Genomic DNA, 19,986 nt, shown 5'->3' with positions numbered 1-19,986 from the left:
GGCTGCACCGATACAACCACCATCGACCCCATGAAGCCCTCGGCCGAATCCCTCCGGTCGAGTACCGTGTCAAACTGTTCCCCAACCTCTACTTCTGACTGGCTCAGGAATTCGAGGGGACTTCAATAAGAAAAGCCTGGTAGAACCAGGCTTTTGCTCGTAGCAGTGGGTATCAGCGAAAGCCAACGCGATCGAGCATCTGTTGAACTTTGACGGTATTGGCTCCCACCGAACTGATGGGGATGGTCTCGCTCTTGAACGGTTTGCCGCCGGTCATGGCTTGCAGGGCGGGATTGACGGGGTTTACACCCTTGGCAGCAGGCCATTCGTTATTGCCATTAGCAAAGTAATTTTGCGCCTCCGGGCTGGACAGGTACTCCAGGAACTTGATCGCATTCGCCTGCTGTTTGGTGTGGCGAGCAACGGCACCTCCCGCGATGTTCATGTGAGTGCCCCACGATTGTTGATTCGGGAACACAACCGCCACTTTCTCGACAACAGCCTTGTCTTCCGGTTTCTCAGACCGCATCAAGCGAGCCAAGTAATAGCTGTTGGTCACGGCGATGTCGCATTCGCCCGCTGCCACGGCCTTGATCTGATCTGTATCTCCCCCCTTTGGAGAGCGTGCCAGATTACTGACCAAGCCTTTGAGCCAAGCTTCTGTTTTCTGTTCGCCCATGTGCACCATCACCGCACCAAACAGACTCAAGTTATAGGGATGTGAGCCAGAACGTATGCATAGCTTGCCTTTGTTCTTGGCATCGGCCAGTTCTTCATAGGTGTCTATATCTTCCAGGCTCACCTTGGCCTTGTTGTAAACCACTACGCGGGCACGTGTTGACAGACCGAACCAGGGAATGCCGCCATCGGTGCCAGGTGTAGCGCGCAGGTTGGAAGGAATGGCATCCTCAAGCACCTTGGAGCGCACCGGCAAGAAAAGTCCATCGACCTCACCGCGGTAAAGCCGCGCCGCATCCACCAGCAAAATCACATCTGCAGGCGATGCCGAGCCCTCGGCCTTGAGGCGAGCCATGATGCCGGCGTCATCCGAGTCAACGCGGTTGATCTTGATGCCTGTGGTTTTGGTGAAACCAGAATAAAGAGCGTCGTCCGTTGGGTAGTGGCGTGCAGAGTACAGGTTGATGACTTGGTCTTGCGCACAGACAGTGCCAGCAGTTACCAAGGCGCAAGCGGTCAGCAAGGATTTCAAGGTCAAGTGTGTCAAGGTTTTCTCCAGAAGCAATGAGCAGATGATAAAACAAACGAGAATTGTTCGCAAATGATTGCTGTGCTGGAGTGTTGATCTGCTGAGAATGCTTGCTTCAAACTCAAAAATGCTCAGCGGGGCTCTGCTCCCGGTCGGTGGCCTCGCAAAGCATTTTTCAGTTTGAAGTCGCCCGTGGGCAACTACTTAAAAGTGCTACGGGTGCAGGACAAAAAAAGCCCAGTCAGAGACTGGGCTTGAAAGGATCCAGGAAACAGGAGGTTCCGAGAGGATCCAAGGAGACAATCGTTACCGCTTATTGCTTATCGCAACAGCATCGGGGCTCAATTCTTGATTTTTTCCCCCTGAAGCCAGCCTTCAGAACTGGCGTGACAATTAGCGCTTGCGTGCGGCAGCAGTGGCGGTGGCTGTTGCCGTCTTGGCTGCGTTGGCTGCGGAATTAGCCACTGCGTTGAAGTTGGCTTCAGCCACGTCGCTGGCTTGCTTGACGGCCTTCTGCACCGATTCAAATGCATTGTTGGCGGCAGAGACAGCGCTCTTGATCACGGCAACAGTGGTTTCGGAACCAGCGGGAGCATTCTTGGCGGCTGTTTCCACCATGTTGCTGAAATTGCGCTGGATTTCGGAAGACTGGGCTTCGAAAGCTTTGCCGAACTCGCTGCCGGTGCCGGAAGCGATTTCATAGACATGACGGCTGTAAGCAACGGCCTTCTCAGCCATCGGCTGCAGCATGCTGGACTGCAGGGTCAGCAGCTCTTGCGCGTCCTTGGCGGACAACAGAGCCTGGGTGTGGCTAGCAGCTTCCGACAGGGCGGCGCGAGATGCGGTCATGTTCAGCTCGACGAGCTTTTCGATACCTTCGATGGCTTTGTTCGTCAGGCCGAACAGGGTTTCGAAGTTGGCCTTTTGGGTGGCGATGATTTGCTCGGGGGTCAGGGACATGTCTTAGCTCCAGGTAAAAAGCCCATCAGGGCAGGTTGAGACATCTGCCCTGTCTGACCTTTTTCGTCATGTTGCAGTGCAGCATGCGATGGATTCTACGAATTCATTGTCTGCATGCAAGCGTTATTTGCTGCATTGCAGCATTTTTAGGGTTGTTGCCCCAATGTTCGGTTTGTTACGGTGCTTGGGTTCGTTAGGCGGGCGGTCATTTCCCGGCCATCTGCGTGGGCCAGGCGGGTTGATGACAAAATCATGGGCCGGTCAATTTGCCGCTTGCACAGACGGACGTTTTCACCGATCCAATCAGCGGGCCGCGCGTCCTAGAAAAGCATCCATGATCATCACCAGCCTGCTTGACACCGACTTGTACAAGTTCACCATGATGCAGGTGGTGCTGCACCAGTTTCCGGGGGCGCAGGTCGAATATCGTTTCAAGTGCCGCAACCCGGGTGTAGAGCTAGCGACCCATGTGAGTGAGATTCGCGACGAGATTCGCGCACTGTGCAGTCTGCAGTTCCAGGATGCGGAGCTGGCGTACCTTCGCTCGCTGCGGTTCATCAAGAGCGACTTCGTCGATTTTCTGGGGCTGTTTCGACTCAATGAAAAATACATCCGTGTGAGCGCGCTGCCCACGGGCGAGATCGACATCACCATTACCGGCCCCTGGCTGCACACCATCCTGTTCGAGATACCCGTGCTGGCCATCGTCAACGAGGTGTACTTTCGCAACACCCAGAAGGTGCCGGATTTTCCCGAGGGTCGCAAGCGGCTGGACGCCAAGATCGCGCAGTTGCAGCAACCTGGGCTCGAAAACCTCAAGATTGCCGACTACGGCACGCGCCGGCGCTTTTCCCGTGCATGGCATGAGGAAATGCTGCGCGTATTGTGCGGGCGGCTGGGCGTGGATGACTGGCGACAGGGACTGCACGGGCAATTCGCGGGCACCAGCAATGTGCTGTATGCGATGAAGCTGGGTGTCACGCCGCTGGGCACCATGGCGCATGAATACTTGCAGGCCTGCCAGTCGCTGGGCCCGCGGCTGCGCGACAGCCAGGTGTTTGGCTTCGAGATGTGGGCCAAGGAGTACCGCGGTGACCTGGGGATTGCGCTGTCTGACGTGTACGGGATGAGCGCTTTTTTGCGCGACTTTGACCTGTACTTCTGCAAACTGTTTGACGGGGCGCGCCATGACAGCGGAGACCCGTTCTCCTGGGGCGAGCGCCTTTTGCAGCACTATCGCGACAACCGCGTCGATCCGCTGACCAAGACGCTGATCTTCAGCGATGCGCTCACGGTGCCGCGCACCATTGAGCTGTATCAGCGATTCCACGGCCGCTGCCAGCTGGCCTTTGGCATTGGCACCAATCTGACCAACGACCTGGGCTACGAGCCATTGCAGGTGGTCATCAAGATGACCCGCTGCAACGGCCAGCCCGTGGCCAAGCTGTCGGATGCGCCAGGCAAAAATATGTGTGATGACGAGAAGTATCTGGCCTATCTGCGCCAAGTGTTTGATATCCCCAGCCCCTGACGTGGGCCTGCCCCGACCGAGCCGCCACTGGCGGACCAACGACATTCAACCACCGAGGAGCTCCGAGCCCATGAAGCGTTTTCGTTCGCTGGCGCTGGTTTTTTCATGCCTGGCGCCGGCCCTGGCCCGCGCTGCCGAGATCGATGGCAGCCAGCTTTCGGTGCTGTGGGGTGTGCCCTTTGCGGGGGTTTTGCTCAGCATCGCGTTGCTGCCGCTACTGGCGCCGCTGTTTTGGCACCACCATTTTGGCAAGGTGACGGCGGCTTGGGCGTTGGCCTTTTTGCTGCCGTTTGCCGTAGCCTTTGGCCCAGGCGCTGCGGCGGCGGGTGTCGTGCATGCACTGCTGGCTGAATATCTGCCGTTCGTCATTTTGTTGACGGCCCTGTTCACCGTCGCGGGAGGCATCTACATCCGCGGCAACTTGCACGGCAGCCCTGCGCTGAATGTGGGCATTTTGTCGGTCGGTGCGGTGCTGGCCAGCTTCATGGGCACGACGGGCGCGTCCATGCTGCTGATCCGCCCGCTGATCCGGGCCAATGACAACCGCAAGCATGTGGCGCATGTGGTGGTGTTTTTCATCTTCATCGTCTCCAATGCCGGCGGCTCTCTCACGCCGCTGGGGGATCCGCCGTTGTTTCTGGGCTTCCTCAAGGGCGTGGATTTCTTCTGGACGGCGCGGCATGTGTTCCCGGAAACGCTGTTCCTGATCGGGACGCTGCTGGTGCTGTTTTATGCGCTGGACAGCTGGTACTACCGCCAGGCCGGTGAAGCCAGCCGTACCGATCCCACCCCGGATACGCCGCCGACGGCGCTGGGCTTCGACGGCAAGATCAACTTCCTGCTGCTGCTGGCCGTGGTGGGGCTGGTGTTGCTCAGCGGCATCTGGAAGTCGCCGGTGCAATGGGTGATCGCCGGCACGCCGGTGGGCCTGCCCGGGCTGGTGCGCGATGCGGGCCTGCTCGCAGTGACCGTGGCATCTCTGGCGCTCACGCCGCGCAAGGTGCATGCGGACAACCAGTTCGGCTGGGGGCCGATGCAGGAGGTAGCCAAACTGTTCGCGGGCATCTTCCTGACCATCATTCCCGTCATCGCCATGCTCAAGGCGGGCGTGAATGGGCCGTTTGGCGCTATCGTTTCCGCCGTTACGCGGCCCGATGGCTCGCCCGACCCGGCCATGTACTTCTGGGCCAGCGGCCTGCTCAGCTCGTTTTTGGACAACGCGCCCACCTACCTGGTGTTCTTCAACACGGCCGGGGGCGATGCGGCCACGCTCATGACCACGCATGCGGCCACGCTGGCCGCCATCTCGGCCGGTGCCGTGTTCATGGGCGCCAACACCTACATCGGCAACGCGCCCAATCTCATGGTGAAAGCGATTGCCGAGGACCGCGGCGTAAAGATGCCCAGCTTCTTTGGTTACATGCTGTGGTCCGGCGGCATCCTGGTGCCGCTGTTCGCCCTGATCACATTCATTTGGCTGCGTTGATCGCAGGAAAGGCACCGCCCATGTCCAGGCCCCACATCCTTGTCGCACGCAAGATTTTTCCGCAGGTGATTGAGCGCCTGGCGGAGCATTTCGAGGTGTATGCCAATCAGGACGACAACCTGTGGACGCAAGCCGACTTCATCGAACGCCTGCAGGGCAAGGACGGCGCGCTGACCACCGGCAGCCAGCGCATCGACGCCGACCTGCTGGCTGCCTGCCCGCGTCTGAAGATCGTCGCCAACATGGCCGTGGGCTACAACAATTTCGACGTGGCCGCCATGACCGCTGCTGGCGTGCAAGGCACCAACACGCCTGATGTGCTGACCGAGACCACGGCCGACTTCGGCTTTGCGCTGCTCATGGCCACGGCGCGGCGCATCACCGAAGCCGAGCATTACCTGCGCGCCGGCCGGTGGACACGCTGGAGCTACGACCTGTTCGCCGGCTGCGAGGTGCACGGCAGCACGCTGGGCATTCTGGGCATGGGCCGCATCGGACAGGGCATTGCCAGGCGCGGGGCGCATGGCTTTGGCATGAGCGTGATCTACCACAACCGCTCGCGCCTGTCGCCCGCGCTGGAGCAGGAGTGCAAGGCGCGTTACGTGGGCAAGGACGAGCTGCTGGCGCAGGCCGACCACCTGGTGCTGGTGCTGCCGTACACGCCCGAGTCGCACCATGCCATTGGCGCGGCCGAGATCGCGCGCATGAAGCCCACGGCCACGCTGATCAACATCGCGCGCGGCGGCATCGTGGATGACGCGGCGTTGGCCCAGGCGCTCAAGGAGCGCCGCATCGCTGCCGCAGGGCTGGATGTGTTTGAAGGCGAGCCCGCAGTGCACCCCGCGTTGCTGGAAGTGCCCAACGTGGTGCTCACCCCGCACATTGCCAGCGCCACCGTGCCCACACGACTGGCCATGGCGCACAAGGCTGTGGACAACCTGATCGCGTTCTTCGAGGGGCGGGGCGCCCTCACGCCCGTCAACACGCCCGTCAATACGCCAGTGAGCACGCTGGGCAAGATTTGAATGAAATCAGCCTGTAGCGCTTGATAGGCAAGCGCTGGCAGCTACTTTTTTGATAGTGGAAAAATGACATTGGAAATGACTGCAGCACTGGTTTTGCTGGTGCTCACCGTGGCGTTGCTGGCGGTGCTGCTGTTGCGCCGCCCGCGCGTTGACCTGCCGCCCGAATGGCTGGTGCGCCTGCAGACGCTGGAATCTTCGGTGCAGGCCACGCAGCTGGCCGTGGCCAAGAATGATGGTGCCCTCGATGCCATGGCCCAGCAGCTGCGCGGGTTCACCCAGGCCACGCAGGCCCTGCTGGACGAACGGCTGGCGCTGGCCGCGCAGGAGTCGCGCACCAGCCGCGGCGAGCTGCAGGCGTCGTTTGCCACGCTGCAGTCGCGCCTGGAGCAGCACCTGGCGCAGGCGCGCGCCGATGCCGCCGTAGCCCGCAAGGAGCAGGCCGATGCGCTGGCCGCCTTTCGCGCCGAGCTGAGCCAGACGGCGCAGGCGCTGGCAGCCGACAGCCTCAAGTCGCGCGACGCCATGGCCGAGAGCACGCAGCTGTTTGGCCAGCGCATCCAGGAGCGCTTCGAGGCGCTGAGCGGCACCACGCGCGGCACGCTGGACTCGCTCAAGGGCGACATCCAGGGCCAGCTGGGCACCATGTCCGGCGCGCTGCGCGATCAGCTGGAGGGCACCACGCACCAGCTGCGCAGCCAGTTCTCGGCCCTGCAAGAGTCGATGGGGCAGCAGCTCACGGGCCTGGTGGCCAGCCACCAGAACAACGCCGAGGCGCTGCGCAGTGTGCTCAACGAGCGCCTGGCCGCCATCCAGGGCGACAACGCCGCCAAGCTGGAAGAGATGCGCCGCACCGTGGACGAAAAACTGCACGCCACGCTGGAGCAGCGCCTGGGCGAGTCCTTCAAGCTGGTCAGCGACCGGCTGGAGCAGGTGCACAAGGGCCTGGGCGAGATGCAGACGCTGGCCGGCAGCGTGGGCGACTTGAAGCGCGTGATGACCAACGTGAAGACGCGCGGCACCTGGGGCGAGATGCAGCTGGGCGCAATCATCGACAACGTGCTCACGCCCGAGCAGTTCGCCCGCAATGTCAAGACCATGCCGGGCAGCGACGATCTGGTGGAATTTGCCATCCGCCTGCCGGGCAAGAGTGATGAGCAGCCCGTGTGGCTGCCCATCGACTCCAAGTACCCCGTGGAACACTACCAGCGCCTGCTGGACGCGCAGGACACGGCGGACAAGGCGGCCATCACGGCAGCGGGCAACGCCTTCGAGTCATCCATCCGCCTGGAGGCCAAAAAAATCTTCAGCAAGTACGTGGCGCCGCCGTACACCACCGACTTCGCGGTGCTCTACCTGCCTACCGAAGGTCTGTTTGCCGAAGTCATGCGCCGCCCCGGGCTCGTCGAAGCGGTGCAAAACGACTGCCGCGTCATGATCACCGGGCCGGCCAACCTGGCGGCCATGCTCAGCAGCCTGCAGATGGGCTTCAAGACGCTGGCCATCGAGAAGCGCTCGTCCGAGGTGTGGAGCGTTCTGGGCCAAGTGAAGACCGAATTCGCCAAGTTCGGCGACGTGGTGGAAGCCACGCGCAAATCCATCGACGCGGCCGCCAAGCGGTTTGAGCAGGTGGATGTGCGCACACGCGCCATTCAGCGCAAGCTGCGCGGCGTGCAGGAGCTGCCTGCGCCCGAACCCGAGCCTGGGCAGGGCGCGAATGCGGGCGGTCTTGCCTTGCCTGACCTGCTGATCGAGGACGAGGGCGAGGGCGAGTAACTGCCTCAGATCGCAGACACGCTCTTGGGCGCAGGGGCGGGCGGTGGGTGGGTCAGAGTTCGTAGAAGTCGCGGATGATGGCCCAGGCCTCGGCGGGGTCATCGGTGTAGTGGAACAGCTGCAGGTCTTCTTCGGAGATGGTGCCTTGCTCCACCAGCAGGTCGAAGTCGATGAGCCGCTTCCAGAATTCGCAGCCGCACAGAACGATGGGCACGGGCTTGGCTTTGCCGGTTTGCACCAGGGTCAGCACCTCGAACAGTTCGTCCAGCGTGCCAAAGCCGCCCGGGAAAGCCACCAGAGCCTTGGCGCGCATCATGAAGTGCATTTTGCGCAGCGCGAAATAGTGGAACTTGAACGACAGCGCGGGCGAGATGTAGCGGTTGCCGCTTTGCTCGTGTGGCAGCGAGATGTTCATGCCCAGGGTCAGTGCGCCGGCTTCGTGCGCGCCGCGGTTGGCGGCTTCCATGATGCCGGGGCCGCCGCCGGTGCAGATGTACAGCCGCTCGGGGGCGGGGCGGCTTTGGCTGTACTCGGCCACATGGCGCGCAAACTGGCGGGCCAGGTCGTAGTAACGGGCGTTCTTCACGGCGCGTTCGGCCAGCGCAATGCGCCGGGCATCGCCGCCGGCCCGCGCGTCGTCAAGCTGCTGCGCAGCTTCTTCGGGTGCCACGAAGCGCGCGCTGCCGTAAACCACCACGGTGTGGTCAATGCCCTGCGCGCCCTGCTCCAGGTCGGGTTTGAGCAGCTCCAGCTGAAAGCGGATGCCGCGGGTTTCACGGCGCAGCAAAAACTCGGGGTCGGCAAAGGCCAGGCGGTGGGAGTCCGCGTGCAGGGGGTTGCCAGCAACGGCGTAGTTGTGCAGCTCGGCCCAGGCATTGGCCAGGCGGCTGTCTTGAAGGTCGGTGTTGGCGAGCATGGTGGTTGTGGTGTGGGCAGTGCCTGGCGATGCGGGCTGCTGCAGCGGCTGTCCGCTCATGGGAAGGGCTTCGGTATTTTTTGAGTTGAAAAAGCAGCCAGCCCTTGTGCATCAGGCGTTGGCAGCTATTGTAATGATAGCTTTCATGCAGCTTGCCGGGCCCCGGACCACAGCAGCGGCAAGGTTTGCAGCCCCACCCAGGTCATGCACAACGAGCCCGCCACATGCAGCCCGCACAGGCCCAGTGCCTGGGCCAGACGTTGCTGCTGCAGCAAGCCGATCACCTCGGCCGAGAAGGTGGAGAACGTGGTCAGCGCCCCCAGAAAGCCGGTGACGAGCAGGGCGCGCCATACGGGGTCGAGCTGCGGGACGGTCTGGAACAGCGCCAGGCATAAACCGATGAGGTAGCCGCCAATCAGGTTCGCCGCCAGCGTGCCCCAGGGCAGCAGCGTGCCCTGTGTGTTGAGCCACAGGCCCAGCCGCCAGCGCATGAGCGCACCGGCGCAGGCGCCGACGCAGATGGCAAGAGCATGAAACATCGCGGCATTGTAGGCAGGCGTAGCAGCCTGGGCCAGCGTGCCCTGGCGCCGCCGGCAAGGCGCGGCTACCGTGTGCTTGTTGGTGTACGGCTTATAGCCAAAATAGGCGCTGGCGCACTATTTGCAAGCGCTGATAGCTATTTTTATGATAGCGAAAGTATCAGGAATCGATCTGGTCGCCGCCAGCGCCGCGGCTCAGGCTGGGCGGCACTTTCTCGCCCATGCGGCGCGCGCGAAACAGCGCCGCGCGCATCAGAAAAATGTTGGTCACGGGCACCGTGATGGCGACGAAGAGGGCGATTAGTAGCGCATGCACTCCCAGGCTTTCGTCGGTGGTCGTGAAGTACACCAGCGTGGCGTGCATGATGCACCAGCAGCCCATGGTGGCGATGATGGAGGGCGCATGCACGCGCTCGAAGTAGCTCTTGAGGCGCAGCAGCCCCAGCGAGCCCAGCAGTGCAATGACCGCGCCGCACAACGCCAGCACCGATACGGTGATGTCCACCCACAGGGGCAAGGTTGCGGGGGTCATTCGATCACCTCGCCGCGCAGCAGAAATTTGGCCATGGCCGTGGAGCTGACGAAGCCCAGCAGCGCGATGAGCATTGCGGCCTCGAAGTAGTTGGTGCTGCCGTAGTAGATGCCCAGCACCAGCATGAACAGCATGCCGTTGAGGTACATGCAGTCCAGTGCCAGCACGCGGTCTTGCGCGGTAGGGCCGCGCAGCATGCGCACCAGGCATAGCGCCATGGCCGACGCCAGCAGGATCAGTGCAATGGGCAAGGCCCAGGAGGTGACGGGGCTGGTCATTCAAAAATCTCCATCAACGGACGCTCGTAGCGCGTCTTGACCTGGTCGATGATGTGCTGCGGGTCATCCACCTCCAGCACGTGCAGCATCAGCATGCTTCGGTCCAGCGACAGCTCGGCCCAGGCGGTGCCGGGCGTGATGCAGACGATCATGGCCAGAACGGCCAGGCCGTTGGGGTCGCGCAATTCCAGGGGAATTTTGACGAAGTCCGGCGGATGCCGGCGCCGCGACGGCTGCAGCAGCAGGCGCAGCACGGCGATGTTGGACTGCGTGCTGTCCGCCATGACCGCCAGGCACAGCCGCAGCACCGTGCCCAGGTGACGCACCCGCACTTTTTGCGGCCGCAGTTCGCTGAACATCACCGGCAGGATCAGCGCCGCCAGCAGGGCCAAAATCATGTGGCCGGTGCTGACCGAGTGGTTGAGCAGCAGCCACATCACGAACAGCGCCACCGAAACCAGCGGCGCGGGCAAGAGCTTTTTCATCATGGCGCGGCCTCCGGGGCGGGCGCTGGCGTGGTGGCCGTGGTCGGGCCGGGCTTGGGCGCAGCCGACATCACGGCCCGCACATAGGTGCCGGGCGCGTGCAGTGCGTTGGCGGTGGCCTGGGTAAAGCGCATCACGCCATCGGCCTGCACCGTGAGCACTGCGCAGGCGCCCAGCAGCATGGCAATCGGCAAGCCCTCCAGCAGGCGCAACTGCGGCGTGGGCCGGTCATGGCTGGCCCAGAAGTGACGAATGCCCGTGCGCGTCAGCGCCAGCAGCGCAAGCAGCCCGGTGCCGATCATGAGCGCCATCAGCGTCCAGCCCGGCAGGCCTGGCCGCGTGCCAGCGGATGAACCCAGCCCCAACGGGTTGACCAGGGCGGTGAGCATGGCGAATTTGCCTACAAAGCCCGACAGCGGCGGCAGCCCGGCGATGACCAGCGTGCACGCCAGGTAGGACAGCCCCAGGAACGCGGCCGCCGCGGGGATGACGCGGCCCACCAGCACTTCCTCGTCGTCGTCCAGGTTCAGGCCGGGGGCAGGAATCAGCTCGGCAGTCAGAAACGGGGCCACGTCGTCCACCTCGTAGGGCGCCAGCGTGGAGCCCGCGTTGCGCCAGCGGTCGATCAGGTCGGCCAGCAAGAACAGCGCGCCCACGGCCAGCGTGGAGCTGGGCAGGTAGTACAGCAGGCCGGCCGTGAGCGCGTTCTGCCCAAAGCCCGCCGCCGCCAGCAGCGTGCCCGACGACAGCACGGCCGCATGGCCCGCCAGGTGGGTGAGGCGCTGCGAGCCCATCATGCCGATGGCGCCAAAGGCCATGGTGACCATGCCGCCGCCGATCAGCCACAGGCTGCCATACAGGGAGGAGGGGCCGGCCTCGCTGCTGAACATCAGCGTCCACAGCCGCAGCAGCGTGTAGATGCCTACCTTGGTCATCAGCGCAAACAGCGCGCCGACGGGCGGCGTGGCCGCGCTGTACGCCGGAACCAGCCAGAAATTGAGCGGCCACACAGCCGCCTTGATGAGAAAGGCGGTGGCCAGGATCGCGGCCGCCGAATGCAGCAGCCCACGGTCGCCGGCAGACACCTGCGGTATGGCCTGCGCCAGATCCGCCATGTTCAGCGTGCCCGTGATGCCGTAGAGCATGGATGCGCCCACCAGGAAGAGCGACGACGCCGCCAGGTTGATGGCGATGTAATGCAGCCCCGCCTGCACGCGTGCGCGTCCCGAGCCATGCAGCAGCAGACCGTAGGAGGCGGCGAGCATGATCTCGAAGAACACGAAAAGGTTGAACAGGTCTGCCGTGAGAAAGGCGCCCGACAGTCCCATGAGCTGCAGTTGGAACAGCGTGTGGTAGTTGACGCCGGCGCGGTGCCAGCGCGCGCTGGCAAACAAAATGGAGCACAGGGCGACGCCGCTGGTCAGCACCAGCATCAGGGCTGACAGCCGATCCAGCGCCAGCACGATGCCAAACGGCGCAGGCCAGTTGCCGGGCAGATAGACACCCATGGTCGCGGTCGCGCCGGATTGATCCGACCATTGCAGCAGCGCCGTGGCCACCACCAGCCCCAGCAACGTGGACGCAATGCTGACCCGCAGCTTGAGGCGCTGCTGCTCCTCGCCCAGCAGCAGCAGCGCGGCGGCGGTGAGCATGGGCAGCCCGATGGGCGCCAGCATCAGGTGCGGCATCAGCAAGGCGGTGAAATCTGCCAGGGCGCTCATGGCATCTCCTGCGTTTCACGCGAGTGCGAGCCGTCCACATGGTCGGTGCCGGACATGCCCCGCGAGGCCAGCAGCACCACCAGGAACAGCGCCGTCATGGCAAAGCCGATCACGATGGCCGTGAGCACCAGGGCCTGCGGCATGGGGTCGGCGTAGTGCAGCAGGTCTTGCGGCACGCCGGCTTTGAGCACCGGCTCTTTGTTCACGGACAGGCCCAGGCGGCCCATGCTGAAGATGAACAGGTTGACGGCATAGGACAGCAGCGACAGGCCCATGATCACCTGGAAGGTACGCGGGCGCAGCAGCAGCCACACGCCCGAGCCGGTCAGCACGCCGATGGCGATGGTCAGCACGATTTCCATCAGCGCGGCTCCTGCAGGTCGTCGTCGTAGGACACCACGGCCGCCATGGCGAGCTGCTGCTCTTCGAGCAGGCGGGCGTGATAGCGATGGCTGCGCACCGACTGGTGGGCGATGGCCGTAAGGATGAGCAGCGTGGAGCCCACGACCAGCGCGAACACGCCCATGTCGAAGAACATGGCACTGGCCACATGGATGTCTCCGATGCCCGGCAGGCTCAGATGAGCCGTGTGGCTGGTCAGGAAGGGGTAGCCCAGCGCCACCGCACCCAGGCCCGTGCCCAGGGCCAGCAGCAGGCCCGCCGCGATCCATTTGCGCGGGTACAGGGGCATGTGCACCTCGACCCACGAGGTGCCCGAGATGATGTACTGCAGCACCAGCCCTACCGAGAACACCAGCCCCGCCACAAAACCGCCGCCTGGCTGGTTGTGGCCGCGCATGAACAGGTAGAACGCCACCAGCGCCGTGAACGGCAGCAGCAGGCGCACCAGCACGGCAGGAACCATCAGATAGCCGATGGCCGTGTCGGTGGCGTTGCGCGGGTTCAGCAGGTCGGTCTGCAGGTCGGCTGGCAGGTCACGCTGCTGCTCGGGCAAGTCCATGGCCTCGCCCGCCGGGCGAAAGCGCCGCAGCAGTGCATACACCGTGAGGGCGACGATGCCCAGCACCACGATCTCGCCAAACGTATCAAAGCCCCGGAAGTCCACCAGCATGACGTTGACCACGTTGGTGCCGCCGCCCTCGGTGAGTGCGCGCTCCAGGAAGAACGTGGAGGTACTTTGCGCGAACGGGCGGCTCATCATGGCGTAGGCCAGCCAGGCCATGCCGCCCCCGGCAGCCACCGCGACCAGCATGTCGCGCACGCGGCGCGTGCGTGCCAGCGTGGCGCTGGCCGGGGTGGCGGGCAGGCTCTCATCGCGCTTGGGCAGCCAGCGCAGACCCAGCAGGATGAGGATGGTGGTGACCACCTCTACGGCCAGCTGCGTGAGTGCCAGGTCGGGCGCGGAGAACCACAGAAAGGTAATGCTGGTGCACAGCCCCGCGCCGCCCATCAGCGTCAGCGCCGCCAGCCGGTGGTACTTGGCCTGCCAGGCCGCAGCCACGGCGCAGATGCAGCCCAGCAGCCAGATCAGCACGAAGGCGGCCGACGGCGCCAGCGTGCCGCGGTCTCCCAGCTGCAGGCCCCGCGTCCAAATGGGCATGGCCCCCGCCACCAGCGTGAACAGCATCAGCCACAGCATCTGCCACTGCAGGCGCTGGGTGGACAGCAGGCGTCGGCCCCGCCAGCCCCACTGCGTGAGAAGGGTGAGCGTGAGCTCGAAAAAGCGCCGCCCGCTGATGCGGTGCATGAAGGGCGGCACGCCGATGCGCCCGCGCGCCCGGCCGTGGCGCAGCAGCAGGTACAGGGCCGTGCCCCCCAGCATGGCTACCAGGCTCATGATCAGCGGGGCGTTGATGCCGTGCCACACCGCCAGGCTGAAGGCCGGCAGATCCCCGCCCACCACCGGCAGCGCTGCGGCGTCCAGATAAAGACCCACCGACCACGCCGGAAAAATACCCACCACCAGGCAGCCGAGCACCAAAAGCTCGACCGGCACGCGCATCCAGTGCGGCGGCTCGTGTGGCTGGTGCGGCAGGTCGGTGGCTGGCGGTCCCCAGAACACATCGACGATGAAGCGCAGCGAATACGCCACGCTGAACATGCTGGCCACGGTGGCGGCAATGGGCAGCGCGGTGGCCACCAGGGGCGTGGCGTCGATGAAGACGGTCTCGGCAAAGAACATTTCCTTGGACAGGAAGCCGTTGAGCAGCGGCACGCCCGCCATGGCCGCGCTGGCCACCGTGGCCAGCGTGGCAGTGATGGGCATCATGCGGCGCAGGCCCGACAGGCGCCGGATGTCGCGCGTGCCGCTTTCGTGGTCGATGATGCCGGCAGCCATGAACAGCGAGGCCTTGAAGGTCGCGTGGTTCATGATGTGGAACACCGCGGCCACGGCAGCCAGCGGGCTGTTGAGCCCCAGCAGCAGCGTGATCAGGCCCAGGTGCGAGATGGTGGAGTAAGCCAGCAGCCCCTTCAGGTCGCTTTGGAACATGGCCGCGTAGCCCCCGATCAGCAGCGACGCGAGGCCGGCGCCGCCCACCAGCCAGAACCACGGCTCGGTGCCGCCCATCACCGGCCACAGGCGCGCCAGCATAAAGACGCCCGCCTTGACCATGGTGGCCGAATGCAGATAGGCAGACACCGGCGTGGGCGCCGCCATGGCGTTGGGCAGCCAGAAGTGAAACGGAAACTGCGCGCTTTTGGTGAACGCGCCCAGCAGCACCAGCGCCAGCACGGTCAGGTACATGGGGTGGTCGCGCACCAGCTCGGCTGCGCCCAGTACGTGTTCCAGGTCATAGCTGCCCACGATGTGGCCCAGCACCAGCATGCCAGCCAGCAGGCACAGGCCACCCGTGCCGGTGACCGTGAGCGCCATGCGCGCGCCGCGGCGCGCGTCTTCGCGGTGGTGCCAGTAGCCGATCAGCAAAAACGAAAACAGGCTGGTCAGCTCCCAGAAGAACACCAGCTGGATGATGTTGCCCGACAGGACCACGCCGCCCATGGCGCCCATGAAGGCCAGGAAGAACGAGAAAAAGCGTGGCACAGGGTCGGCTGGCGACATGTAGTAGCGCGCATAAATCACCACCAGCGTGCCGATGCCATACACCAGCATGCAGAACATCCAGGCGAAGCCATCCATGCGGATGACCAGGTTCAGGCCGAGTGCGGGCAGCCACTCGAATTCCTGGCGCAACACGCCGCCGTCTGCAATGCCCGGAAAGTACATCGCTGCCTGAATAGTGCAAAACAGCGCGACCAGTCCGGCCAGCGTGGACTCCGTGTTGCGCGCATTGGCAGGCAGCAGGGCCGCCACGAAGCTAGCGGCAAAGGGGAGGATGACGAGCAAAATCAGCGACATTGGTGACTGATTCTAGGCGCAAGCAGGGTTTTTGATGCTATTAAAACCCGAGCATGCACCAGTGAATGCACCAGCGTCAGGGCCGGAATCAATCCCTGCTTGCTGCGGGCTGTGCAGCCAGGGCGCCGCTGGCTTGGGTGCCCTGGGGTGGTGCATAGGCGGCGCCATTGACCGTCAGCCCATTGGCTGACAGCCGTGCTGCCGCGCCGGGGCCAATGCCCTTGACGCGGGCGATCAGGTCGGGCCAATCCCGAAACGGCCCCCTGGCGCGCTCGGCCAGGATGCGCGAGGACAGCCCCGGGCCGATGCCCTTCACGCCGTCCAGGTCGGCTTCGCGGGCGCTGTTGACGTCCGTGGCGGCCAGGGCGGCGCCGGCCTGCAGCAGCGCCCACAGGCACAGGCTGCGCCACAGGGATGTGCGGGGTTTCAGGGCGGGCATGGGTCAAAGCTCCTCGACGCGGCGTGCTGGGTAGCTGTCCCAGGTCTGGCAGCCGGGGCATTGCCAGAAATGCTGGCGTGCTTCAAAGCCGCAGGCCGCGCAGCGGTAGCGTGTGAGCGGTTTGGCAGCTTGTTCCAGCGCACGCTGGATCTGGGGGTGAAACTCCTCGTGCGCCAGCGTTTCGCCGGCTAGCCATTGGGTGGCGGCCACCAGTGAAGGCTCTTTGTCCAGATGGCGCACATACCACTCGCGCCCCGCCGCTGGTCCCCGTGCAGCGGTCTCCAGCGTCACGACGGCCTCGAGCAAGTCCAGCGACGGCAGGTTCTGGTAATGCTGCTGCAGCAGGGCCAGGGCCTGCGGCTCGCACCCGGTGGCGGTGGCCGTCTCCACGATCAGCGGCGCGGCCAGCGCCAGGGCAGGGGGCGCAGCGCGCGCCAGGTCATGCAGCGTTGCCAGGGCCAAGTCGGCCTGTCCCATGCGCTGCTGCAGGCGGGCCAGTTCGATGCGAGCGCGCGCAGCCTGCGGCGCGGTAACGATGGCGCGCTCCAGCAGCGCCTGCGCAGCGGATTGTTCGCCGTGGGCTGCCAGCGCCAGTGCCTGCTCGCACAGGTAATGGGCCTGGCGGGTACTGAAGTCGCCCTGCTGGGCCTCCTGCATGCGCCGTGCGATGTCGGCAGCCTGCTGCCAATCACGCGATCGCTCGTAGATGGACAGCAGCGCCATGCGGGCCTGGGCTTCGAAGCGGGTGCCCTCGAGCCGGCGCAGCGCGTCCTCGGCCCGGTCCAGCAGGCCGGCCTTGAGAAAGTCCAGCGCCAGCGCGTGCTGGGCGCGCTCGCGGTCGGCGCGGCTCAGATCGCCGCGCGACAGCAGGTGCTCGTGCACGCGCACGGCGCGGTTGTACTCGCCGCGGCGGCGAAACAGGTTGCCCAGGGCAAAGTGCAGCTCGGTGGTGTCGGGGTCGTTTTGCACCGCCTCGATGAAGGCGTCAATGGCCTGATCCTGCTGCTCATTGAGCAGGTAGTTCAGCCCCTTGAAGTACGCCTTGGGAGCGCGGCGATTCTCCTCGCGCAGCTGGCGCAGGTCGAAGCGCGAGGCCAGCCAGCCCAACACAAAAGCCAGCGGCAGGCCGAGAAGAAGCCAGGTGAGGTCAAATTCCATCGATGGGCGGCGGCTGGGGGGTGGGGCTGGCAGCCAGCGGCTGCGCAGGTGATACGGCGGGTATTGGCGGCGCAGTGTGCGCACGCCGCGCTGCACTGCGATGGTGCCACCAGCGTGGCACCATGCCCAGCACGCCGACGACCACACCCAGTGTGAATGCGGCGAGCACCACCAGCACGGAGGGCGCAGTCCATTGGGTGCCGAAGAAGAAGTGCACCGTGATGTCCTGCTGGTTGTTCAGCGCGAAGGCAAAAAGTGTGAAAAAAATGGCCGCCTTCAGCAGCCACAGGAGGTATTTCATGCGTCTCCCCGATGGTTGCACGATTCTAGAAGGCTGTGGGCGACGGCACGTCGATGAGCAAAGAAGGCTCCCCGCTTGCAGCGGCATCAACTGGCGAATGCCACCGTGCCCGGGTGCATCAATCGCTGGCAGCGATTGATTTGTCGGTTGCGCAGCGGTCAGGGTTCGATGGGGCGCTGATCAACGGCTTCGCGCAGCGCCTTGCCCGGCTTGAAGTGCGGCACGCGTTTTTCGGGGATGTGAACGGATTCGCCGGTGCGCGGATTGCGGCCGATGCGCGGTGGGCGGCGGTTGACCGAAAAGCTGCCGAAGCCGCGGATCTCGATGCGGTGGCCGCGCACCATGGCGTCGCTGACAGCGTCCAGGATGGTCTTGACGGCATATTCGGCATCACGCTGGGTGAGCTGGCTGAAACGTGCTGCCAGTTCTTCGACGAGGTCTGATCGGGTCATGGGTCAGTCAGATAGGTGATGGGTTATATGACAACGGGCGCTACCAGAGCGCCCGCTGATGCGGCTGGCGCCACCCGCAGGTGGCGCAGCACAGGTGCCTGCAAGCAGGCTGCGACAGATTATTTGTCGGAATTGTCCAGCTTGGCACGCAGCAGTGCGCCCAGGCTGGTGGTGCCGGCGTTTTCCTTGGCGGACTGGGCCGACAGGTGCGCCATGGCTTCCTGCTGGTCAACCATGTCCTTTTGCTTGATGGACAGCTGGATGTTGCGGGTCTTGCGATCCACGTTGACCACCACGGCCGTGACTTCGTCGCCCTCCTTCAGCACGTTGCGGGCATCTTCCACGCGGTCGCGGGAGATTTCCGATGCGCGCAGGTAGCCCACGATGTCTTCGCCCAGGTCGATTTCAGCGCCACGGGCGTCCACGGTCTTGACCTTGCCGGTCACCGTCTGGCCCTTGTCGTTCACGGTCACGAAGGTGGTGAACGGGTCGCCGTCGAGCTGCTTGATGCCCAGGGAGATGCGCTCGCGGTCCACGTCCACGGCCAGCACGATGGCTTCGACTTCCTGGCCCTTCTTGTAGTTGCGCACAGCGGCTTCGCCGGGCTCGTTCCAGGACAGATCAGACAGGTGCACCAGGCCGTCAATGCCGGCTGCCAGGCCCACGAACACGCCGAAGTCGGTGATCGACTTGATCGGGCCCTTGACGCGGTCGCCGCGCTTGGTTTCCTGGGCAAATTCCTGCCAGGGGTTGGCGCGGCACTGCTTCATGCCCAGGCTGATGCGGCGCTTGTCTTCGTCGATCTCCAGGACCATGACTTCGACCTCGTCACCCAGCGACACCAGCTTGTTGGGTGCCACGTTCTTGTTGGTCCAGTCCATCTCGGAGACGTGCACCAGGCCTTCGATGCCGGGCTCGAGTTCGACAAACGCGCCGTAGTCGGCAATGTTGGTGATCTTGCCGAACAGGCGGGTGCCCTGGGGGTAGCGGCGCGACACGCCCATCCAGGGGTCGTCGCCCATTTGCTTGAGGCCCAGAGACACACGGTTCTTCTCGGTGTCGAACTTGAGGATCTTGGCAGTGATTTCCTGGCCGGCCTGCACCACCTCGGAGGGGTGACGCACGCGGCGCCATGCCATGTCGGTGATGTGCAGCAGGCCGTCGATGCCGCCCAGATCCACGAACGCACCGTACTCGGTGATGTTCTTGACCACGCCGTGGACGATGGCGCCTTCGCGCAGCGTTTCCATCAGCTTGGCGCGCTCTTCGCCCATGGAGGCTTCGACCACGGCGCGGCGGCTCAGCACCACGTTGTTGCGCTTGCGGTCCAGCTTGATGACCTTGAACTCCATCGTCTTGTTTTCGTACGGAGTCAGGTCCTTGACGGGACGGGTGTCGATCAGCGAGCCGGGCAGGAAGGCGCGGATGCCGTTGACCAGCACCGTCAGGCCGCCCTTGACCTTGCCGCTGGTGGTGCCGGTGACGAATTCGCCGGACTCCAGGGCCTTTTCGAGCGACAGCCAGGAGGCCAGGCGCTTGGCGGTGTCGCGCGACAGGATGGTGTCGCCGTAGCCGTTTTCGATGGAGCCGATGGCCACCGACACGAAGTCACCCACCTGGACTTCAATCTCGCCCTGGTCGTTCTTGAACTCGTCGATCGGCACGTAGGCTTCGGACTTCAGGCCGGCGTTCACGACGACGAAGTTGTGCTCCACGCGCACGACTTCGGCGGTGATGACCTCGCCGGGACGCATTTCCGTGCGTTGCAACGATTCTTCAAACAGGGCGGCAAAAGATTCAGACATGTAGTTCCTTGCCCGCATGCAGGTTTCCGACGGCACCATTGCCTTCGTTTCTAAGACTG

At 64.1% G+C, this 19,986-nt stretch carries 19 protein-coding genes; 4 read left to right on the top strand and 15 right to left on the bottom strand.

The window, feature by feature from the left end:
* Window positions 1-172: 172 nt before the first annotated feature.
* Together AB7E35_RS10660 and AB7E35_RS10655 are read right to left on the bottom strand one after the other, a co-directional pair.
* Window positions 173-1,216, bottom strand: coding sequence for an extracellular solute-binding protein (locus AB7E35_RS10660; RefSeq protein WP_428163524.1), 1,044 nt, complete (start codon window positions 1,214-1,216; stop codon window positions 173-175).
* Between the two features lie 384 nt (window positions 1,217-1,600).
* Complete coding sequence (locus AB7E35_RS10655) at window positions 1,601-2,167, bottom strand: phasin family protein (RefSeq protein WP_428163523.1); 567 nt, start codon at window positions 2,165-2,167, stop codon at window positions 1,601-1,603.
* 334 nt (window positions 2,168-2,501) lie between these two features.
* Here AB7E35_RS10655 and pncB point away from each other — a divergent pair, with 334 nt between their 5' ends.
* From pncB to rmuC, 4 genes are all read left to right on the top strand, one after another.
* Window positions 2,502-3,698: a nicotinate phosphoribosyltransferase gene (pncB, locus tag AB7E35_RS10650; RefSeq protein WP_428163522.1), complete on the top strand. Its 1,197-nt coding sequence runs from the start codon at window positions 2,502-2,504 to the stop codon at window positions 3,696-3,698.
* 70 nt (window positions 3,699-3,768) lie between these two features.
* Window positions 3,769-5,184 carry a sodium:proton antiporter gene (locus AB7E35_RS10645; RefSeq protein ID WP_428167518.1) on the top strand — a complete coding sequence of 472 codons (1,416 nt, stop codon included), beginning with the start codon at window positions 3,769-3,771 and terminating at the stop codon, window positions 5,182-5,184.
* Window positions 5,185-5,204: 20 nt separating this feature from the next.
* Window positions 5,205-6,209, top strand: a complete 1,005-nt coding sequence (locus AB7E35_RS10640) for a 2-hydroxyacid dehydrogenase (RefSeq protein WP_428163520.1) — start codon at window positions 5,205-5,207, stop codon at window positions 6,207-6,209.
* A gap of 63 nt (window positions 6,210-6,272) precedes the next feature.
* The gene (gene rmuC / locus AB7E35_RS10635) at window positions 6,273-7,982 is read left to right on the top strand and encodes a DNA recombination protein RmuC (protein WP_428163519.1); all 1,710 of its coding nucleotides are present in this window, start codon (window positions 6,273-6,275) and stop codon (window positions 7,980-7,982) included.
* 52 nt (window positions 7,983-8,034) lie between these two features.
* On the opposite strand, the gene AB7E35_RS10630 is transcribed toward rmuC, so the two are convergent.
* From AB7E35_RS10630 to rpsA, 13 genes are all read right to left on the bottom strand, one after another.
* The gene (locus AB7E35_RS10630) at window positions 8,035-8,898 is read right to left on the bottom strand and encodes a TIGR00730 family Rossman fold protein (RefSeq protein ID WP_428167519.1); all 864 of its coding nucleotides are present in this window, start codon (window positions 8,896-8,898) and stop codon (window positions 8,035-8,037) included.
* 143 nt (window positions 8,899-9,041) lie between these two features.
* Entirely contained in the window at window positions 9,042-9,437 is a 396-nt protein-coding gene (gene crcB / locus AB7E35_RS10625) for a fluoride efflux transporter CrcB (RefSeq protein WP_428163518.1), read from the bottom strand.
* 160 nt (window positions 9,438-9,597) lie between these two features.
* Window positions 9,598-9,969, bottom strand: coding sequence for a monovalent cation/H(+) antiporter subunit G (gene mnhG, locus AB7E35_RS10620; RefSeq protein WP_428163517.1), 372 nt, complete (start codon window positions 9,967-9,969; stop codon window positions 9,598-9,600).
* Window positions 9,966-10,247: a K+/H+ antiporter subunit F gene (locus AB7E35_RS10615; protein WP_428163516.1), complete on the bottom strand. Its 282-nt coding sequence runs from the start codon at window positions 10,245-10,247 to the stop codon at window positions 9,966-9,968. Before AB7E35_RS10615 ends, mnhG begins: the two co-directional genes overlap by 4 nt.
* Window positions 10,244-10,735 (bottom strand): Na+/H+ antiporter subunit E, encoded by a 492-nt coding sequence (locus AB7E35_RS10610; RefSeq protein WP_428163515.1) that lies wholly within the window; start codon window positions 10,733-10,735, stop codon window positions 10,244-10,246. The genes AB7E35_RS10615 and AB7E35_RS10610 overlap by 4 nt, the downstream gene beginning before the upstream one ends.
* A complete protein-coding gene (locus AB7E35_RS10605) occupies window positions 10,732-12,453 on the bottom strand; it encodes a monovalent cation/H+ antiporter subunit D (RefSeq protein ID WP_428163514.1) in 1,722 nt (573 codons plus the stop codon). The genes AB7E35_RS10610 and AB7E35_RS10605 overlap by 4 nt, the downstream gene beginning before the upstream one ends.
* The gene (locus AB7E35_RS10600) at window positions 12,450-12,815 is read right to left on the bottom strand and encodes a Na+/H+ antiporter subunit C (RefSeq protein ID WP_428163513.1); all 366 of its coding nucleotides are present in this window, start codon (window positions 12,813-12,815) and stop codon (window positions 12,450-12,452) included. The genes AB7E35_RS10605 and AB7E35_RS10600 overlap by 4 nt, the downstream gene beginning before the upstream one ends.
* Window positions 12,815-15,772 carry a monovalent cation/H+ antiporter subunit A gene (locus tag AB7E35_RS10595; protein WP_428163512.1) on the bottom strand — a complete coding sequence of 986 codons (2,958 nt, stop codon included), beginning with the start codon at window positions 15,770-15,772 and terminating at the stop codon, window positions 12,815-12,817. Before AB7E35_RS10595 ends, AB7E35_RS10600 begins: the two co-directional genes overlap by 1 nt.
* Window positions 15,773-15,860: 88 nt before the next feature.
* Window positions 15,861-16,211 (bottom strand): ComEA family DNA-binding protein, encoded by a 351-nt coding sequence (locus AB7E35_RS10590; RefSeq protein ID WP_428163511.1) that lies wholly within the window; start codon window positions 16,209-16,211, stop codon window positions 15,861-15,863.
* Between the two features lie 3 nt (window positions 16,212-16,214).
* Window positions 16,215-17,369 (bottom strand): lipopolysaccharide assembly protein LapB, encoded by a 1,155-nt coding sequence (gene lapB / locus AB7E35_RS10585; protein WP_428163510.1) that lies wholly within the window; start codon window positions 17,367-17,369, stop codon window positions 16,215-16,217.
* Complete coding sequence (locus AB7E35_RS10580) at window positions 17,359-17,670, bottom strand: LapA family protein (protein ID WP_428163509.1); 312 nt, start codon at window positions 17,668-17,670, stop codon at window positions 17,359-17,361. Before AB7E35_RS10580 ends, lapB begins: the two co-directional genes overlap by 11 nt.
* A 158-nt stretch (window positions 17,671-17,828) precedes the next feature.
* Entirely contained in the window at window positions 17,829-18,122 is a 294-nt protein-coding gene (locus AB7E35_RS10575; protein WP_428163508.1) for an integration host factor subunit beta, read from the bottom strand.
* 119 nt (window positions 18,123-18,241) lie between these two features.
* Window positions 18,242-19,945, bottom strand: coding sequence for a 30S ribosomal protein S1 (gene rpsA / locus AB7E35_RS10570; RefSeq protein ID WP_428163507.1), 1,704 nt, complete (start codon window positions 19,943-19,945; stop codon window positions 18,242-18,244).
* Between the last annotated feature and the right edge of the window lie 41 nt (window positions 19,946-19,986).

This window comes from Diaphorobacter sp. (assembly GCF_050251835.1).
Lineage (GTDB): Bacteria > Pseudomonadota > Gammaproteobacteria > Burkholderiales > Burkholderiaceae_C > JBFXIE01.
This window is presented reverse-complemented; position numbering and strand designations above follow the sequence as displayed.

Bases quoted from the DNA above. Each gene is read 5' to 3' on its own strand.
- AB7E35_RS10655 (WP_428163523.1), bottom strand. From the start codon at position 2,167: ATGTCCCTGACCCCCGAGCAAATCATCGCCACCCAAAAGGCCAACTTC.
- pncB (WP_428163522.1), top strand. From the start codon at position 2,502: ATGATCATCACCAGCCTGCTTGACACCGACTTGTACAAGTTCACCATG.
- AB7E35_RS10645 (WP_428167518.1), top strand. From the start codon at position 3,769: ATGAAGCGTTTTCGTTCGCTGGCGCTGGTTTTTTCATGCCTGGCGCCG.
- AB7E35_RS10640 (WP_428163520.1), top strand. From the start codon at position 5,205: ATGTCCAGGCCCCACATCCTTGTCGCACGCAAGATTTTTCCGCAGGTG.
- rmuC (WP_428163519.1), top strand. From the start codon at position 6,273: ATGACATTGGAAATGACTGCAGCACTGGTTTTGCTGGTGCTCACCGTG.
- AB7E35_RS10630 (WP_428167519.1), bottom strand. From the start codon at position 8,898: ATGCTCGCCAACACCGACCTTCAAGACAGCCGCCTGGCCAATGCCTGG.
- crcB (WP_428163518.1), bottom strand. From the start codon at position 9,437: ATGTTTCATGCTCTTGCCATCTGCGTCGGCGCCTGCGCCGGTGCGCTC.
- mnhG (WP_428163517.1), bottom strand. From the start codon at position 9,969: ATGACCCCCGCAACCTTGCCCCTGTGGGTGGACATCACCGTATCGGTG.
- AB7E35_RS10615 (WP_428163516.1), bottom strand. From the start codon at position 10,247: ATGACCAGCCCCGTCACCTCCTGGGCCTTGCCCATTGCACTGATCCTG.
- AB7E35_RS10610 (WP_428163515.1), bottom strand. From the start codon at position 10,735: ATGATGAAAAAGCTCTTGCCCGCGCCGCTGGTTTCGGTGGCGCTGTTC.
- AB7E35_RS10605 (WP_428163514.1), bottom strand. From the start codon at position 12,453: ATGAGCGCCCTGGCAGATTTCACCGCCTTGCTGATGCCGCACCTGATG.
- AB7E35_RS10600 (WP_428163513.1), bottom strand. From the start codon at position 12,815: ATGGAAATCGTGCTGACCATCGCCATCGGCGTGCTGACCGGCTCGGGC.
- AB7E35_RS10595 (WP_428163512.1), bottom strand. From the start codon at position 15,772: ATGTCGCTGATTTTGCTCGTCATCCTCCCCTTTGCCGCTAGCTTCGTG.
- AB7E35_RS10590 (WP_428163511.1), bottom strand. From the start codon at position 16,211: ATGCCCGCCCTGAAACCCCGCACATCCCTGTGGCGCAGCCTGTGCCTG.
- lapB (WP_428163510.1), bottom strand. From the start codon at position 17,369: ATGGAATTTGACCTCACCTGGCTTCTTCTCGGCCTGCCGCTGGCTTTT.
- AB7E35_RS10580 (WP_428163509.1), bottom strand. From the start codon at position 17,670: ATGAAATACCTCCTGTGGCTGCTGAAGGCGGCCATTTTTTTCACACTT.
- AB7E35_RS10575 (WP_428163508.1), bottom strand. From the start codon at position 18,122: ATGACCCGATCAGACCTCGTCGAAGAACTGGCAGCACGTTTCAGCCAG.
- rpsA (WP_428163507.1), bottom strand. From the start codon at position 19,945: ATGCGGGCAAGGAACTACATGTCTGAATCTTTTGCCGCCCTGTTTGAA.